The organism is Pseudarthrobacter sp. S6 (assembly GCF_050156575.1).
Taxonomy (GTDB): domain Bacteria; phylum Actinomycetota; class Actinomycetes; order Actinomycetales; family Micrococcaceae; genus Arthrobacter.
The window spans coordinates 3,105,823-3,121,096 of record NZ_CP189581.1 but is presented as its reverse complement, the minus strand read 5'-3'; the positions used below and the strand labels follow the sequence as shown (position 1 = coordinate 3,121,096).

The 15,274-nt window shown below is 62.3% G+C and carries 12 protein-coding genes; 9 read left to right on the top strand and 3 right to left on the bottom strand.

The genetic code is table 11. The features are described 5' to 3' along the window. Nucleotides 1–96 precede the first annotated feature (96 nt). The 5 genes from ACQCS0_RS14850 to ACQCS0_RS14830 all read left to right on the top strand — a co-directional run bounded on the left by ACQCS0_RS14850 (nucleotide 97) and on the right by ACQCS0_RS14830 (nucleotide 7,543). A complete protein-coding gene (locus tag ACQCS0_RS14850; RefSeq protein WP_354153413.1) occupies nucleotides 97–1,860 on the top strand; it encodes an ABC transporter family substrate-binding protein in 1,764 nt (587 codons plus the stop codon). A gap of 278 nt (nucleotides 1,861–2,138) precedes the next feature. Further along, on the top strand, nucleotides 2,139–3,824 hold the full coding sequence (locus ACQCS0_RS14845; protein ID WP_354153414.1) for an ABC transporter substrate-binding protein: 1,686 nt from the start codon (nucleotides 2,139–2,141) through the stop codon (nucleotides 3,822–3,824). Between the two features lie 125 nt (nucleotides 3,825–3,949). After that, on the top strand, nucleotides 3,950–4,879 hold the full coding sequence (locus ACQCS0_RS14840; protein ID WP_354153415.1) for an ABC transporter permease: 930 nt from the start codon (nucleotides 3,950–3,952) through the stop codon (nucleotides 4,877–4,879). Further along, the gene (locus ACQCS0_RS14835; protein WP_354153416.1) at nucleotides 4,869–5,813 is read left to right on the top strand and encodes an ABC transporter permease; all 945 of its coding nucleotides are present in this window, start codon (nucleotides 4,869–4,871) and stop codon (nucleotides 5,811–5,813) included. The genes ACQCS0_RS14840 and ACQCS0_RS14835 overlap by 11 nt, the downstream gene beginning before the upstream one ends. Further along, complete coding sequence (locus ACQCS0_RS14830; RefSeq protein WP_354153417.1) at nucleotides 5,810–7,543, top strand: ABC transporter ATP-binding protein; 1,734 nt, start codon at nucleotides 5,810–5,812, stop codon at nucleotides 7,541–7,543. Before ACQCS0_RS14835 ends, ACQCS0_RS14830 begins: the two co-directional genes overlap by 4 nt. Before the next feature lie 76 nt (nucleotides 7,544–7,619). On the opposite strand, the gene ACQCS0_RS14825 is transcribed toward ACQCS0_RS14830, so the two are convergent. Beyond that, nucleotides 7,620–8,474, bottom strand: a complete 855-nt coding sequence (locus ACQCS0_RS14825; RefSeq protein WP_354153418.1) for an SGNH/GDSL hydrolase family protein — start codon at nucleotides 8,472–8,474, stop codon at nucleotides 7,620–7,622. A 268-nt stretch (nucleotides 8,475–8,742) separates the two neighbouring features. On the opposite strand from ACQCS0_RS14825, the gene typA reads away from it, so the two are divergent. Next, nucleotides 8,743–10,671: a translational GTPase TypA gene (gene typA / locus ACQCS0_RS14820; protein ID WP_354153419.1), complete on the top strand. Its 1,929-nt coding sequence runs from the start codon at nucleotides 8,743–8,745 to the stop codon at nucleotides 10,669–10,671. An 86-nt stretch (nucleotides 10,672–10,757) separates the two neighbouring features. Here typA and ACQCS0_RS14815 read toward each other — a convergent pair whose 3' ends face one another. Further along, nucleotides 10,758–11,003, bottom strand: a complete 246-nt coding sequence (locus tag ACQCS0_RS14815; protein ID WP_354153420.1) for a hypothetical protein — start codon at nucleotides 11,001–11,003, stop codon at nucleotides 10,758–10,760. A 134-nt stretch (nucleotides 11,004–11,137) separates the two neighbouring features. Here ACQCS0_RS14815 and fdxA point away from each other — a divergent pair, with 134 nt between their 5' ends. The 3 genes from fdxA to ACQCS0_RS14800 all read left to right on the top strand — a co-directional run bounded on the left by fdxA (nucleotide 11,138) and on the right by ACQCS0_RS14800 (nucleotide 14,139). Beyond that, nucleotides 11,138–11,464 (top strand): ferredoxin, encoded by a 327-nt coding sequence (fdxA, locus tag ACQCS0_RS14810; RefSeq protein WP_056344030.1) that lies wholly within the window; start codon nucleotides 11,138–11,140, stop codon nucleotides 11,462–11,464. 13 nt (nucleotides 11,465–11,477) lie between these two features. After that, nucleotides 11,478–12,626, top strand: coding sequence for a succinyldiaminopimelate transaminase (dapC, locus tag ACQCS0_RS14805; protein WP_354153421.1), 1,149 nt, complete (start codon nucleotides 11,478–11,480; stop codon nucleotides 12,624–12,626). A gap of 229 nt (nucleotides 12,627–12,855) precedes the next feature. After that, complete coding sequence (locus ACQCS0_RS14800; protein ID WP_354153422.1) at nucleotides 12,856–14,139, top strand: citrate synthase; 1,284 nt, start codon at nucleotides 12,856–12,858, stop codon at nucleotides 14,137–14,139. An 83-nt stretch (nucleotides 14,140–14,222) separates the two neighbouring features. Here ACQCS0_RS14800 and galE read toward each other — a convergent pair whose 3' ends face one another. Further along, nucleotides 14,223–15,236 (bottom strand): UDP-glucose 4-epimerase GalE, encoded by a 1,014-nt coding sequence (gene galE / locus ACQCS0_RS14795; RefSeq protein WP_354153423.1) that lies wholly within the window; start codon nucleotides 15,234–15,236, stop codon nucleotides 14,223–14,225. Nucleotides 15,237–15,274: the final 38 nt, after the last annotated feature.

Sequence of the window (15,274 nt, the reverse complement as noted above, 5' to 3'; positions counted from 1 at the left end):
TTCCTTCAAGGATTGGTGTACGGCTGATCCTCATGGTAAGCCGACATTGGGTCACGCCCTGAACCACTAGAATTCAAGGAAAACAAAGGAGGCGGCATGCCCCTGAGGCATCTGATTCAGGTCATTACCGGGGCCGTCGGTGCGGCGCTGGTTATCTCGGGGTGCTCCGCGTCCGGGGGAGCGCCCCCGGTGGTGGTCGGCGAGACGAACCGCGGCGGCAGCGCCACCGTGGCCGAGGTGAATGCCTTCACGTCCTTCAACCCGTTCAGTGCCGCCGGAAACACGGACATCAACACCAAGATCGGCCACATCACCCATTCAGGGTTCTTCTATGTGGACGACACCGAAAAGGTGGTTCGGAAGGAGAAGTTCGGCCGGTTCGAAAAGATTTCCGACAAGCCACTGAAGGTGAAGTACACCGTCAATGAGGGTGTGAAATGGTCCGACGGCGCACCCGTCGACGCCGGCGACCTCCTTCTGTCGTGGGCCGCCGGATCCGGCTACTTCGACAACGCTGACCCCCAAGCCCGGACCGGCACTACCTACTTTTCTGCCGCCGCTGACAAAAGCGGCCTTGCGGCCACCGCCCTCCCCGAGGTCGGCAGTGACGGCCGTTCGATCACCCTCGAGTACGCCTCACCGTACGCCGACTGGGAAGTGGCGTTCGACGTCGGGCTCCCCGCCCATGTTGTAGCCGCCAAGAGCGGACTGAACGACGAAGCGGACCTCATAGACCTGATCAAGGGCTCGCCCCGGGGCGACACCAAAGAGCCCGTAATCAATGCTCCGCTGAAGCGGGTCAGCGATTTTTGGAACTCGGGTTTCGACACAAAAACGCTTCCTGATGACCCTGCCATGTATCTCTCCAGCGGCCCGTACATTGTTCGCGACATCGTTCCTGGCTCTTCGATGCGGCTGGTCCGGAACAGGGACTATGTGTGGGGGCCGGAGCCCTATCTGGATGACATCACCGTGCGGTTCACCGGGGCCGCCTCCACAGCCATTGCCGCCCTCCGGAACGGACAGGCGGACATCATCGCCCCGCAGCCTTCTGCCGGTACCGAAAGCCTCTTCGACGGGCTGGCGGAGCAGGGCAATACCATCCAGCGCTTCAGCCAGTCCGGTTACGACCACCTCGATCTCAACTTTTCGGGACCGTTCGCGGACAAGGACGTCCGGGAAGCGTTTCTGAAGACCGTACCGCGGCAGAAGATCGTGGATGACGTCGTGGGCGGATTTGTAGCCGACGCGAAACCGCTGGACTCACAGGTCTTCCTGCCAGCCCAGCCCAAATATCGGGACGCCGTGAAGGGCAACGGTTCGGCCAACTACTCCGACGTGGATATCAAAGGCGCTAGGTCGAAATTGCGGGATGCTGCTCCTACCATCCGGGTCCTGTACAACAAGGACAACCCCAACCGGGTGCGGGCCTTTTCCCTGATCCGCGAATCCGCGCGCTTGGCCGGATTCAGCGTTGAAGACGCGGGCCTCGGCAGTTCGGATTGGGCGAAAGCGCTCGGCGGCGGCAGCTACGACGCCGCCATCTTCGGCTTCATCGGACCCGGGGTCGGCGTCAGTCGTGTCCCGCAGATCTTCAAGACCGGTGGCGGCAGCAACTTCAACGGATTTTCCGACCGCGACGCGGACAAAGCCATGGAGCAACTGGCTGGCACCACGGACCTGGCGAAGCAGGACGAACTGCTGGCTGACATCGACAAACGCGTCTGGGAAAGCGCCTACGGCCTGCCGCTGTACCAGACCACGGGAACTGTCGCCCTCAGCAGCCGCGTGACGGGTGTCAAGCCCAGTTCCGGCCCTTTGGGCGTCTGGTGGAATGTGTGGGAGTGGCGCCTGAAATAGGCCGTCCTGGGGGCTCGTCGACGTTGTGGGAGTCCGTCCCCGGCCTCGATTCGCAGCATCCCTTACCAGCGAGTAGCATGTGACTTGCGCAACTTACGGGTACCGGCTAGTTATTGACGATTAACTGGTTACGGTTTGGCAACGGAGTACCAGTATTTGGACTTTGTGCGGTTAGGCTACTCGTATATGTATGCCACGTCACAGTGAGAACCTGTGTTTGGCCTGCCGGGGAGCACAAGATTTCCCCTGAATTTCTCCCACAACTCATAGGAGGCGGAATGCGTTTTACGCGCACTTCCAAAGCACTCGGCATCGTGGCAATCGCCGCCCTTGCCTTGACCGGCTGCGGCGCTGGAGGCGGCAGCACTGACGGTGCCAGCCAATCTGCCGGTGACCCCAATAAGGTCATCACCGCTTACAACGGCGAACCCCAACACCCATTGCTACCGGCAAACACCAACGAAACGAGTGGTGGGCACGTGGTAGAGCTGCTGTTCGAAGGCCTTCGCAGCTACGACGCCGACGGCAAGCCGATCAACGCCGTTGCTGATTCCATTGACTCACCTGACGCTCAAAACTGGACCATCAAGATCAAAAAGGACCAGAAGTTCACCAACGGTGAAGCCATCACGGCGAAAACCTTCGTTGACTCTTGGAACTTCGCCGCCAACTCCAAGAACCTGCAGAACAACGGATTCTTCTTCGAGTCCATCGCCGGTTACGACGACGTCTCGGCCGTGACCACTGAAAAGTCCGCGGACGGCAAGACCACCACCACGCCCGCCCCGAAGGCCGACACCATGTCCGGCTTGGCAGCAACCGACGATTCCACCATCACGGTCAAGCTGGCCCAGCCTGAGGCTGACTGGTCCCTGCGTCTTGGCTACTCGGCCTTCTACCCGCTGCCCTCCGCTGCGTTGAAGGACCCTAAGACGTTCGGCGAAAACCCCGTTGGCAACGGCCCCTACAAGTTTGAAAAGCAGGGAGCCTGGGTCCATGACCAGTCGATTTCCCTGGTAAAGAACGCCGACTACAAGGGTCCGCGGGAGGCCAAAAACGGTGGCGTCACGTTTAAGATCTACACCGATCCCAGCCCCGCTTACACGGACCTGCAGGCCGATAACCTGGACATCACTGACGTGCTGCCCTCCAACGCCACGAAGACCTACGTCACGGACTTCTCTGGCCGCAACGCCACCAAGCCCGTTGCCAGCGACGCCACGCTGGACATCCCGGGGTACAACGTGAACTTCCAGGGTGAAGCCGGAAAGCTGCGCCGTCAGGCTCTGTCCTACGCCATCAACCGCGAGGAAATCACGAAGGTGGTCTTCAACGGAACAAAAACGCCGGCCACCGGGTTCGCCCCGCCGGTGATCGACGGTTACACGGCCAACATCCCGGGCAACGAAGTCCTGAAGTTTGATCCCGCCAAGGCCAAGGACCTCTGGGCCCAGGCCGAGAAGATCAAGCCGTACGACGGCTCGAAGCCGCTCCAGATAGCCTCCAACACTGACGGAGGACACAAGGAATGGATTGACGCCGTGGCCAACGGCTTCAAGAACAACCTCGGTATCCAGGCTGAAATCCAGCCCTTCGCCAAGTTTGCTGAAGTCCTCAACCTGCGCAAGTCCCAGTCCCTCCCAGGTCTGGCCCGCTCCGGCTGGCAGGGTGACTACCCATCGCTCTACAACTTCCTCGGACCGGTCTGGGCAACGGGCGCATCGTCAAACTACGAGAAGTACTCGAACCCCGAGTTCGACAAGCTGCTCAAGGAGGGCCTTGCTGCCAAGACTACCGACGAGGCTAACGCCAAGTTCAACAAGGCGCAGGAGATTCTCTTCCAGGACCTTCCCGGACTGCCGCTCTGGGATTATGCAAGGCCGATTGTGTGGAGCAACAACGTCTTGAGCGCCGAGACCGGCTGGAACGGCGGAATCCTCTACTACAACATCACGGCCAAGTAGTCTCCAGGATCTAACTTGCCGCCAGGCGTATGGGGGTCCGGTCAACAGCCGGGCCCCCATTGTCCTGTACGGCAGGAAGGCACGAATGAAACTCAGCACGTCCCTCCCGGAAGGCCGGTGATCCAGTGGTCCGCTTTATTCTGCGACGACTCCTTCAGGTGATCCCGGTCTTCATTGGCACCACCCTCTTGGTCTATTACATGGTGTTCGCCTTGCCGGGTGATCCCATTGCTGCACTCTTTGGCGACCGGCAGCCACCCCAGGCCGTCATCGATACTCTGCGCAGCCAGTACCATCTGGACGAACCGTTCTGGGTCCAGTACGGAATCTTCCTCAAGAACCTTTTCACCTTTAACCTGGGCAACGACTTCACAGGCCAGCCAATTGCAGCCACCCTGGCCCGGGTCTTCCCGGTGACCGCAATGCTCGCTGTGGAGGCGCTCATCATCCAGGCCGTGTTCGGGGTGGCCTTCGGAGTATTCGCAGGACTCCGCCGCGGCCAGTGGTTTGACTCCACCGTGCTGGTGGCGTCGCTGGTTGTCATCGCGGTTCCCACTTTCGTTCTTGGCTTCGTTTTCCAACTGATATTCGGAGTCCGGCTCGGATGGGCGAAACCGACCGTCGGCGCAAGCGCGGACTGGGGCAACCTGCTGCTTCCTGCAGTGGTTCTGGGACTGGTGTCGTTTGCTTACGTACTGCGCCTGACGCGCGCGTCGGTCAGTGAGAGCATGAACGCCGACTACGTCCGGACCGCCACGGCCAAGGGCCTCTCGCGTCCCCGAGTGGTGTTGGCCCACATCCTGCGCAACTCGCTGATCCCTGTGGTGACCTACTTGGGGGCGAACCTTGGCGGACTGATGGGCGGCGCCATTGTCACTGAAGGCATCTTCAACGTTCCGGGCGTAGGTAATAAGCTCTACCAGGCCGTCTTGCGGACTGAGGGCCCCACCATCGTTTCCATCGTCAGCGTGCTTGTGCTGGTCTTTGTGGTGGCTAACCTGCTCGTTGATCTTCTGTACGCCTGGCTCGACCCGAGGATTCGTTATGATCAGTAAAAACAGCCATTTTGTGGCACCCATGGAAGAAACACCCCTGCTGGCCACGGATGACCTGAAAACCGATCAGGCGCCGCTGAGCCTGTGGGCCGATGCCTGGCGGAAACTTCGCCGCAGGCCCCTGTTCATCATTTCCAGCCTGCTCATCGTGGCATTGACGGTAATTGCACTCTTCCCGGGCCTTCTTTCGACGGTGGCACCAAACGACGGCTGCGAGCTGGCCAATTCTGAAGCCGGTCCCGCTGCGGGGCATCCTTTCGGTTTCACGTTCCAGGGTTGCGACATCTACTCGCGGGTTGTCCACGGGACTCAGGCCTCACTCTCCGTCGGTGTCCTCTCCGTGATATGCGTCCTGATTGTCGGTGTCACTTTCGGCGCACTCGCCGGATTCTACGGCGGCTGGCTTGATACCGTTCTCGCCCGTCTCGGTGACATCTTCTTCGCGTTGCCCTTGATCCTTGGCGCGCTCGTTATTACTCAATTGCCGGCGTTCCGGACCAACAAGAGCGTATGGACCGTCGTGATGGTCATTGCGCTGCTTTCATGGCCGCAGATGGCGCGCATTACGCGCGGTGCAGTCCTGGAGGTGCGCAATGCGGACTTTGTCACCGCTGCCCGGGCTTTGGGGGTCTCCAGGTTCGGTGTTTTGGTCCGGCACGTCCTGCCGAACGCGTTGGCACCCGTCATTGTGCTCGCCACATTGGAACTCGGCGTGTTCATTGTGGCCGAGGCCACGCTGTCATTCCTGGGGATCGGGCTGCCGGAAGGTGTTATGTCCTGGGGGCACGACATCGCCGCAGCGCAGTCCTCAATTCGGACCAAGCCGGAAATCATGCTGTATCCGGCGGCGGCCCTGTCCATCACCGTCCTGAGTTTCATCATGCTTGGCGATGCCGTGCGTGATGCCCTAGACCCGAAGAGCCGGCAGCGATGAGAGATAAGAAGTTGACAAGTCCTGACATTCACGTCGCCGAGGCCGGATCTTCAGGAACCACGCCCCTGCTCGAAATCCTCGACCTCGCCATCACCTTCAAAACCGGCAGCGGCGATGTCCAAGCGGTCCGCAACGCGCACCTGACCATCATGCCGGGTGAAACCGTAGCCATCGTAGGCGAGTCTGGGTCCGGAAAATCCACCACGGCACTTGCCGCAATCGGACTCCTGCCCACGAACGGGAAGGTGTCCGGCGGACAGATCCTGCTCGATGGCGAGGACATCGCCCACGCAAGCGAAAAGCGGATGATTGAGCTGCGCGGCAACACCATTGGCATGGTTCCGCAGGATCCGATGTCCAACCTGAACCCCGTCTGGAAGATCGGTTACCAGGTCAGGGAGACGCTGAGGGCAAATGGGCGTCCCAGCGGTCCGGATGATGTTGCCAAGGTTCTGGCCGAGGCGGGCCTCCCGGATGCCCGCCGGCGCGCCAACCAGTACCCGCACGAGTTTTCCGGCGGCATGCGGCAGCGTGCGCTGATTGCCATCGGCCTGTCCTGCCGGCCGCGGCTGCTGATCGCTGACGAGCCGACGTCCGCCCTGGACGTGACCGTCCAGCGGCAGATCCTGGACCACCTTCAGACCATGACCCAGGGGCTGGGTACGTCGGTCCTGCTCATTACCCATGATTTGGGACTCGCAGCCGAGCGTGCGGACAAGGTAGTGGTCATGTACCGGGGCAACGTTGTTGAGGCGGGTCCGTCGCTGGAACTTCTCCGGAATCCGCAGCACCCGTACACCCGGCGGCTGGTTGCTTCGGCACCGTCCCTTGCATCACGGCGGATCCAGGTTGCCAAGGAACTCGGCGTGGGAACGGATGAGCTGCTCGCCCCAAGCGAGGCGGTAGTTCAACCGGCCCCAGCCGATGCGGAATTCCTGCAGGTCCGGGACCTCACCAAGGTCTACAAACTGCGCTCCGGGGTTATCAAGGCCACGGACTTCACTGCCGTGGATAACGTGTCCTTCAGCGTCAAACGCGGAACCACCACTGCGATTGTGGGGGAGTCCGGCTCCGGAAAGTCCACTGTTGCCAAGATGGTCCTGCAGCTGGAGAAGCCCACCGCGGGCACTATCCTGTTCGACGGTGTTGATACGTCGGTGCTGAAGCCCGCGGAGCTTTTCAAGTTCCGGCGGCGGGTGCAGCCGATTTTTCAGGACCCCTATGGTTCGCTGGACCCGATGTACAACATCTTCCGGACCATCGAGGAGCCGTTGCGGGTCCACAAAATCGGCGGCAAAGCCAGCCGGGAGAAGAAGGTCCGCGAACTGCTTGACCAGGTGGCCCTGCCGCAGTCCAGCATGCAGCGGTACCCGAACGAGCTGTCAGGCGGCCAGCGGCAGCGTGTTGCCATTGCCCGTGCCCTTGCGCTGGATCCCGAGGTGATCATCTGCGACGAGGCCGTATCCGCGCTGGACGTCCTGGTCCAGGCACAGGTACTGAACCTGCTCGCGGACCTGCAGGCGAACCTCGGACTCACCTACCTCTTTATCACCCACGACCTGGCCGTGGTGCGGCAGATTGCCGACCACGTCTGTGTGATGGAAAAGGGCAAGCTGGTGGAGACCGGTTCCACGGATAACGTCTTCGAGTCCCCTCAGCAGGAATACACGAAGGCACTGCTCAACGCCATTCCCGGTGCGAAGCTGATGCTTCCGCCCGAAGTGGCCTGATCGGGCCGCAGTATCCCGAGTTAAGGATGGAGCCGGTGCCTCAGGGCACCGGCTCCATCGCCATTTAAGATTCTGTTCAGTCCGCCGAGGTGAGTGCGGAGGCTGTTGCCGGGACCGTGCCGTCCAGCGCCGGGCCTTCGAGCCCCAGCTGCCGGAGCCTGATTTCAAGCAGCCCGCCCAGTGACCTGCGGCCAGCGGCATCCATGTGGACGGCATCTGCCAGGTTCTTCGCGAGGTTGTATTTCGACAGCCAGTCGCCCACGCCCACAAACGGAAGGCCGTGCCTGGCCGCCACAGTGCCGAGAAGCGCGTCCACTTGCGTCCTGCGCCCGCCGCCGTAGTTGGCGCCGCGGGCCAGGGTGCCGATCATGGCCATCCTGGCGCGTGGATAGCGGTCCTTCAGCGCAGCGATCAGACGGTCGGCGTTGGCCACAATCTGGGCATCCGTGGCCCCCCGCGCGGCATCGTTGCCGCCGCCCTGGATGACGATCAGCGCGGGCGTCCCGTAAGGCAGCTTCCAGTCACCGCGCTGCAAAGCGTCGATGTAGTTCCCCGTCTTGCCGTTGGACGCCACGAATCCCGTCCCGCCGAGCCCGCAGAAATGGACCTTGTAACCGATGGCTGCAAGGCCAAGCCGCGGCCAGCCGTCGGCGGGCTCGGATTGGGAGTCGCCGATCAGGAGGGCGGTGTGGCGCATGTCCGGCACTACAACCTCATCACGTCCGCTGGCCAGATTGCGGTACACAAAGCCGTCAGGCAAGCCGATCGATTCCCTGCCGCCGGCTTGGTATCCGCCGGCCGCGGCTTCCCGAACCGGGAATGGCACGCCGGAATCCGGTGTGGCTGCTGGGGCCTTTCCGCAGCCGCCCAGGAGCGCGGCTATCGCGATTCCAGATGCGACAAAGCGGGTAAGAGCCGAGGCTTTTCGCATCAGGGATTCTCCGGGCTTGCTGTGTTATCACAGCAATGATCGGCCATCAAGTCACAAAAATCCAGTGAGCTTGATCACTCTTTGAGGCATGGCGCGCCGAAATTGCCCACCGGACGAACTGGACCGATCCGAAATTTTTAGGCCAAAATAGGCCCAGCGTCTAGAATGAGGTAAGGAGCCCTGTGTTATTGGGCTAATCCGTCGTGCGTTCCGGTTGGAAATGTCGCGATACAACAGCTGACTTCACCACTGAATCGAGCACTTACGCATGTCTGAAACCACCACCAACACCGCGGTAGCCACTGCCTCACGCAGTGACCTCCGCAACGTCGCGATCGTGGCCCACGTTGACCACGGCAAGACCACACTGGTCGACGCCATGCTCAAGCAGACCAACTCTTTTGCCGAACACAACCACCTCGAAGACCGCGTGATGGACTCCGGCGACCTGGAGCGCGAAAAGGGCATCACCATCCTGGCCAAGAACACCACCGTGGCCTACAACGGACCGTCCTCCAACGGTGAAACCATCACCATCAACGTCATCGACACCCCCGGCCACGCCGACTTCGGCGGCGAAGTGGAGCGCGGCCTGTCCATGGTGGACGGCGTTGTGCTCCTCGTTGACGCATCCGAGGGCCCGCTGCCCCAGACCCGCTTCGTGCTGCGCAAGGCCCTGGCCGCGCACCTGCCTGTCATCCTCCTCGTCAACAAGACGGACCGCCCCGACGCCCGCATCGAGGAAGTTGTCCACGAATCCATGGACCTCCTCCTGGGCCTCGCCTCGGACCTCGCTGACGAAGTTCCGGACCTGGACCTCGACAAGATCCTTGAAGTTCCGGTTGTCTACGCAGCAGCGAGGGTGGGCCGCGCCTCCCTGGACCAGCCCGCCGACGGCTCCGCTCCGGACAACGAAGACCTTGAGCCGCTGTTCAAGACCATCATCGAGCACATCCCGGCCCCGACGTACAACCCGAACGGCGTCCTCCAGGCACACGTGACCAACTTGGATGCCTCTCCGTTCCTGGGCCGCCTTGCCCTGCTTCGTATCTACAACGGCACCCTGCGCAAGGGCCAGACCGTTGCCTGGGCCCGCGCCAACGGCGAGCTCAAGAACGTCAAGATCACCGAGCTGCTGGCCACCAAGGCACTGGACCGTGTTCCCACCGAGTCTGCAGGCCCGGGCGAAATTGTCGCCGTTGCCGGTATCGAGGAAATCACCATTGGTGAGACCCTGACTGACGTCGACAACCCGCAGCCGCTGCCGCTGATCACCGTGGATGATCCCGCGATCTCCATGACCATCGGTATCAACACCTCGCCGCTGGCCGGCCGGGTCAAGGGCGCCAAGGTCACGGCCCGCCAGGTAAAAGACCGCCTGGACAAGGAACTGATCGGTAACGTCTCCATCAAGGTTCTCCCCACCGAGCGTCCCGACGCCTGGGAAGTCCAGGGCCGTGGCGAGCTGGCCCTTGCCATCCTGGTTGAGCAGATGCGCCGTGAAGGCTTCGAACTGACTGTCGGCAAGCCGCAGGTTGTCACCAAGACCGTCGACGGCAAGATCCACGAGCCGATGGAACACATGACCATCGACGTTCCGGAAGAGTACCTCGGCGCCGTCACCCAGCTGATGGCCGCCCGCAAGGGCCGCATGACCAACATGGCCAACCACGGCACCGGCTGGTGCCGCATGGAGTTCATCGTTCCGGCCCGTGGCCTGATCGGCTTCCGCACCAAGTTCCTCACCGACACCCGTGGTGCCGGCATTGCTTCCTCCATCGCCGAGGGCTACGAGCCGTGGGCCGGCCCCATCGAGTACCGCACCAACGGTTCGATCGTGGCTGACCGCTCTGGCGTGGTCACCCCGTTCGCGATGATCAAGCTCCAGGAACGCATGTCATTCTTCGTGCAGCCCACCTCCGAGGTCTACGAAGGCATGATCGTTGGCGAGAACTCACGCGCCGATGACATGGACGTGAACATCACCAGGGAAAAGCAGCTCACCAACATGCGCGCAGCGTCCTCGGACACCTTCGAGAACATGACCCCGCCGCGCAACCTGACTCTGGAAGAATCCTTGGAATTCGCCCGCGAAGACGAGTGCGTTGAGGTGACCCCGGAGTCCATCCGTATCCGGAAGCTCATCCTGGACGCCAGCGAACGCGCCAAGGCCACCCGCGCCCGCGCCAAGGCGTAGTCCTAAATCGCACGTCACCGAAGCTGCCGGTACGGCGGGCGGGATTCCCGCCGTCGTGCCGGCAGCTTTTTTGTGTCAGGAGAGCGTCAGTTGCGGACGCGGGCGGGGCGCCGCTCCGGTGCTGGCGGCACTTCCTTCGCAGCCACCACAAGGTCCAAGGGGATCACGACGTCGGCCTTCCGCGTGCGGACCGTGGAGCCGCCGTCGTCAGTTGCCACCAAGTACCCCAGTGCATCGGTCAGGCCGCCGTCGATCCGGTAGCGGACTACAACCCGTGTTCCGGGCGGGGCGCTGGCCAGAAATTCTCGGGGCGTAGGCTGGGCGGGACTCACCAGTTCATACTAAGGCGGCCGGCTAGGTTCGCGTGGATGGGCTGGGAGATAATAGGCTCAGAAGTCAACAGTCCGGCCGGTGCCGGATTCAAGTGCCGGCCATTGCCGGGAAATATCGTGGAGAGGCAAGGGACGTGACGTACGTAATCGCGCAGCCGTGTGTAGATGTCAAGGACAAGGCATGTATTGAGGAGTGCCCCGTTGACTGCATCTATGAGGGTGAGCGTTCCTTGTACATCCACCCCGACGAGTGTGTCGACTGTGGTGCCTGTGAGCCGGTCTGCCCCGTGGAGGCCATCTATTACGAGGATGACACTCCTGAAGAGTGGGCTGACTACTATAAGGCCAACGTCGAATTCTTCGATGACCTGGGCTCGCCCGGCGGCGCCGCGAAGGTGGGCAACACGGGCAAGGACCACCCGATGATCGCCGCCCTGCCGCTCCAGAACCAAGACCACTGAGCCGGGCAGCGCGTTGACAGCAGCCGTGAACAGCTTCGGCCTGAGCCTGCCCGACTACCCCTGGGAGGCCATGGCTCCGTACCTGGCCAAAGCAGCTGAGCACCACGGCGGGGCCGTGAACCTATCGATCGGCACTCCCGTCGACCCTACTCCCGCACTGATCCAGGCTGCCCTCAAGGCCGCCGCGGACGCGCCGGGATACCCTACCGTTCACGGCATCCTTCCCTTGCGGGAAGCCATTGCGGCGTGGTTTGAGCGGCGCCGCGGCGTCCCCGGCCTGGACCCTAAGAACGTCATGCCCACCGTCGGCTCCAAGGAACTGGTGGCCTGGCTGCCGCTCCTGCTCGGGCTGAAGCCGGGCGACGTCGTCGTCCGTCCCAAGGTTGCTTACCCCACCTATGACATCGGGGCTACGTTCGCCGGCGTTACCTCTGTGGCTACCGACAACCTTGACGAGTTGGACCACTCCACGCGCTCCCGCGTGCGGCTGATCTGGGTGAACTCGCCGGGCAACCCCACCGGAAGCGTTAGGGGCGTTGAGTCACTTCAAGCCATTGTGGCGCAAGCCCGCGAACTGGGCGCTGTGGTGGCGTCGGACGAGTGCTACGCCGAACTCGGGTGGGGCGCGTGGGACGCACAGCGAGGCGGCGAGCCAGTTCCCAGCATCCTGGATCATCGCGTTTCCGGCGGGTCTCACGAGGGTCTCCTGGCCGTGTACTCGTTGAGTAAGCAGTCCAACGTGGCAGGCTACCGCGCAGCGTTCGTGGCCGGTGACCCGGCCATCATGGCTAGCCTCGTCAACAGCCGCAAGCATGCGGGCATGATCGTCCCCTACCCGGTGCAGGAAGCAATGCGGGTTGCGCTGGGCGATGACACCCACGTCCAGGCCCAGAAGGACCTGTACCGCGGACGCCGGGAGCGCCTGATGCCGGCACTGCAGGGTTTCGGGCTAGAGATCAAGGATTCCGACGCCGGACTGTACCTTTGGTCCACCGCCGGAGATAGCACCTGGGACACGGTGGCGCGGCTGGCTGAGCGGGGCATCGTGGTGGGTCCAGGCGTCTTTTACGGCGAGGCCGGAAACGGGTTTGTGCGTGTCGCCCTGACCGGCACGGATGAGCGGATTGACGCGGCCGTGGCCAGACTGGCCACGACGCCGTAACAATCATGTGACTCGCGCCACAAAGACGGCATTTTACGGGGGTTTTCCGCGCCTCCGATTAGTGACACCCGCAATCGGGCGGTACTTTTTAAGTGACTATCAATGGTGGCTTTCTACAAGAAGGCAGCCCGGGTGTTGGATTCCTGGAAGAACAGGGTCAGTGCCGCGGCTCACCGGATGTTGGATCAAGCTTTCGACAGAGGCCTACGCGCCTCATGAAGGGGACTCCATGACTGAGACCAACAGTGCAACACTGCACCATGCAGGAGGCGAGCTCAAGCTCCCGCGCATCCAGGTTGTTGAAGGAAACGAAGGCTACGACGTTTCCAAGCTGCTCAAGCAGACGGGCGCAGTCACCTTTGACCCCGGCTTCATGAACACCGCAGCAACCACGTCCGCTATTACCTACATCGACGGCGATGCCGGCATCCTGCGTTACCGCGGGTACCCCATCGAACAGCTGGCGCAGCACTCCAGCTTCCTCGAGGTGTCCTACCTGCTGATCTACGGCAACCTGCCGACCGCCACGGAACTGGACGCCTTCGACCAGCGGATCCGTCACCACACGCTGCTGCACGAAGAGCTCAAGGGCTTCTTCAGCGGCTTTCCCCGTGATGCTCACCCGATGCCTGTGCTCTCTTCGGCCGTGTCGGCACTGTCCACGTTCTACCAGGACTCGCTGGATCCGTTCAACGCTGAGCAGGTAGAGGTCTCCACGTACCGGCTGCTGGCCAAGATGCCGGTCATCGCCGCCTACGCCCTCAAGAAGAGCATCGGCCAGCCCATGCTGTACCCCGACAACTCCCACAACCTCGTGGAGAACTTCCTCCGCCTCAGCTTCGGCCTTCCCGCCGAGCAGTACGAAGTGGACCCGGTCATCGCCAAGGCGCTGGACCTTCTCCTGATCCTGCACGCCGACCACGAACAGAACTGTTCGACGTCCACGGTGCGCCTGGTGGGCTCCTCAAACGCCAACCTCTTCGCCTCGGTGTCGGCCGGCATCAATGCCCTCTTTGGTCCCGCACATGGCGGCGCCAACGAGGCAGTGCTGAAGATGCTGCGCCAGATCCAGGCCGACGGCACCAAGCCGGAGGATTACATGGAGAAGGTCAAGAACAAGGAAGACGGCGTCCGCCTTATGGGCTTCGGACACCGCGTCTACAAGAATTACGATCCGCGTGCCAAGATCGTCAAGGCCACGGCCCACGAGATCCTCAGCAAGCTCGGCGGCAACGATGAACTGCTTGAGATCGCCATGCGCCTGGAAGAAAAGGCGCTGAACGATGACTACTTCATCCAGCGCAAGCTCTACCCGAACGTGGACTTCTACACCGGCCTGATTTACAAGGCCATGGGCTTCCCCGAGAAGATGTTCACCGTGCTGTTCGCGATCGGCCGCCTGCCGGGCTGGATCGCCCAGTGGCGTGAAATGATCAGCGACCCGAACACCAAGATCGGCCGCCCGCGCCAGCTGTACATCGGCGAGCCCGAGCGCGACTACCCGGTCCGCTAAGAGCTCCGCTACAGAACAACGCGGGGTCACTTACGGCCCATCCCGAGCTTCGGGACGGGCCGTAAGTGACCCCGCGTTGCTGCTTAAGCGGAGTAGCCTTGGGGGTTGTTCTTCTGCCAGCGCCAGTGGTCCTCGCACATCTGGTCCACGGTCTTGGTGGTGGACCAGCTCAGGTCGGCGAGGGCGGAGGTGGCATCGGCCCAGAAGGCCGGGAGGTCGCCGGCGCGGCGTCCGGTGACCTCGTAGGCGATGGGCTGGCCCACGGCCTTCTCGAAGGACCGCAGGACCTCCAGGACCGAGGACCCCTTTCCAGAGCCCAGGTTCCAGCGGTAGACGCCTGGGCGGTCGGCAACGTGGTTGAGGGCGGCGACGTGGCCTTCGGCGAGGTCGACGACGTGGATGTAGTCCCGCAGGCAGGTGCCGTCAGGTGTGTCGTAGTCGCCGCCGAAAACCATGAGCTTGTCACGGCGACCCACGGCCACCTGGGCGATGAAGGGCACCAGGTTGTTGGGGATGCCCTGGGGATCCTCGCCGATGCGGCCTGACGGGTGTGCGCCCACCGGATTGAAGTAGCGCAGGAGGGCTATGTGCCAGCGGCTGTCAGCGGCGCCCAGATCGGCGAGGATGTCCTCGATCTGTTCCTTGGTGCGGCCGTACGGGTTGTTGGCGCCGATCTCCATCTTTTCCACGTAGGGGATGGGATTGTGCTCCCCGTACACGGTGGCGGATGAACTGAAGACGATGGAGCGGACATCGTGGCGGTCCATGACCCGGATCAGGTTCAGGGTTCCCACGAGGTTGTTGTAGTAGTACTTGAGGGGTTCGCGGACCGACTCGCCCACGGCCTTGAGCCCGGCGAAGTGGATCACGGCGTCGATTGTGTGGACGGCAAAGACGCCTTCGACGGCGGCTTCGTCCACCAGGTCCACGTTGTGGAATTCCGCGGTCTTGCCGCTGAGTTCGGCAACCCGGCGCAGGGACTCCTCGCTGGAGTTCACCAGGTTATCGATCACCACCACGTCGTGGCCGGCTTCCTGCAGGGACAAGACTGTGTGCGAACCGATGTACCCGGTGCCACCTGTGACCAGAATTTTCATGCCTCTACGCTATCCCAGTTCCGGCGATGAGTGGATTT

Excerpts from the sequence above, each read along its gene's own strand:
- ACQCS0_RS14850 (WP_354153413.1), top strand. The coding sequence starts at position 97 with ATGCCCCTGAGGCATCTGATTCAGGTCATTACCGGGGCCGTCGGTGCG.
- ACQCS0_RS14845 (WP_354153414.1), top strand. The coding sequence starts at position 2,139 with ATGCGTTTTACGCGCACTTCCAAAGCACTCGGCATCGTGGCAATCGCC.
- ACQCS0_RS14835 (WP_354153416.1), top strand. The coding sequence starts at position 4,869 with ATGATCAGTAAAAACAGCCATTTTGTGGCACCCATGGAAGAAACACCC.
- ACQCS0_RS14830 (WP_354153417.1), top strand. The coding sequence starts at position 5,810 with ATGAGAGATAAGAAGTTGACAAGTCCTGACATTCACGTCGCCGAGGCC.
- ACQCS0_RS14825 (WP_354153418.1), bottom strand. The coding sequence starts at position 8,474 with ATGCGAAAAGCCTCGGCTCTTACCCGCTTTGTCGCATCTGGAATCGCG.
- typA (WP_354153419.1), top strand. The coding sequence starts at position 8,743 with ATGTCTGAAACCACCACCAACACCGCGGTAGCCACTGCCTCACGCAGT.
- ACQCS0_RS14800 (WP_354153422.1), top strand. The coding sequence starts at position 12,856 with ATGACTGAGACCAACAGTGCAACACTGCACCATGCAGGAGGCGAGCTC.
- galE (WP_354153423.1), bottom strand. The coding sequence starts at position 15,236 with ATGAAAATTCTGGTCACAGGTGGCACCGGGTACATCGGTTCGCACACA.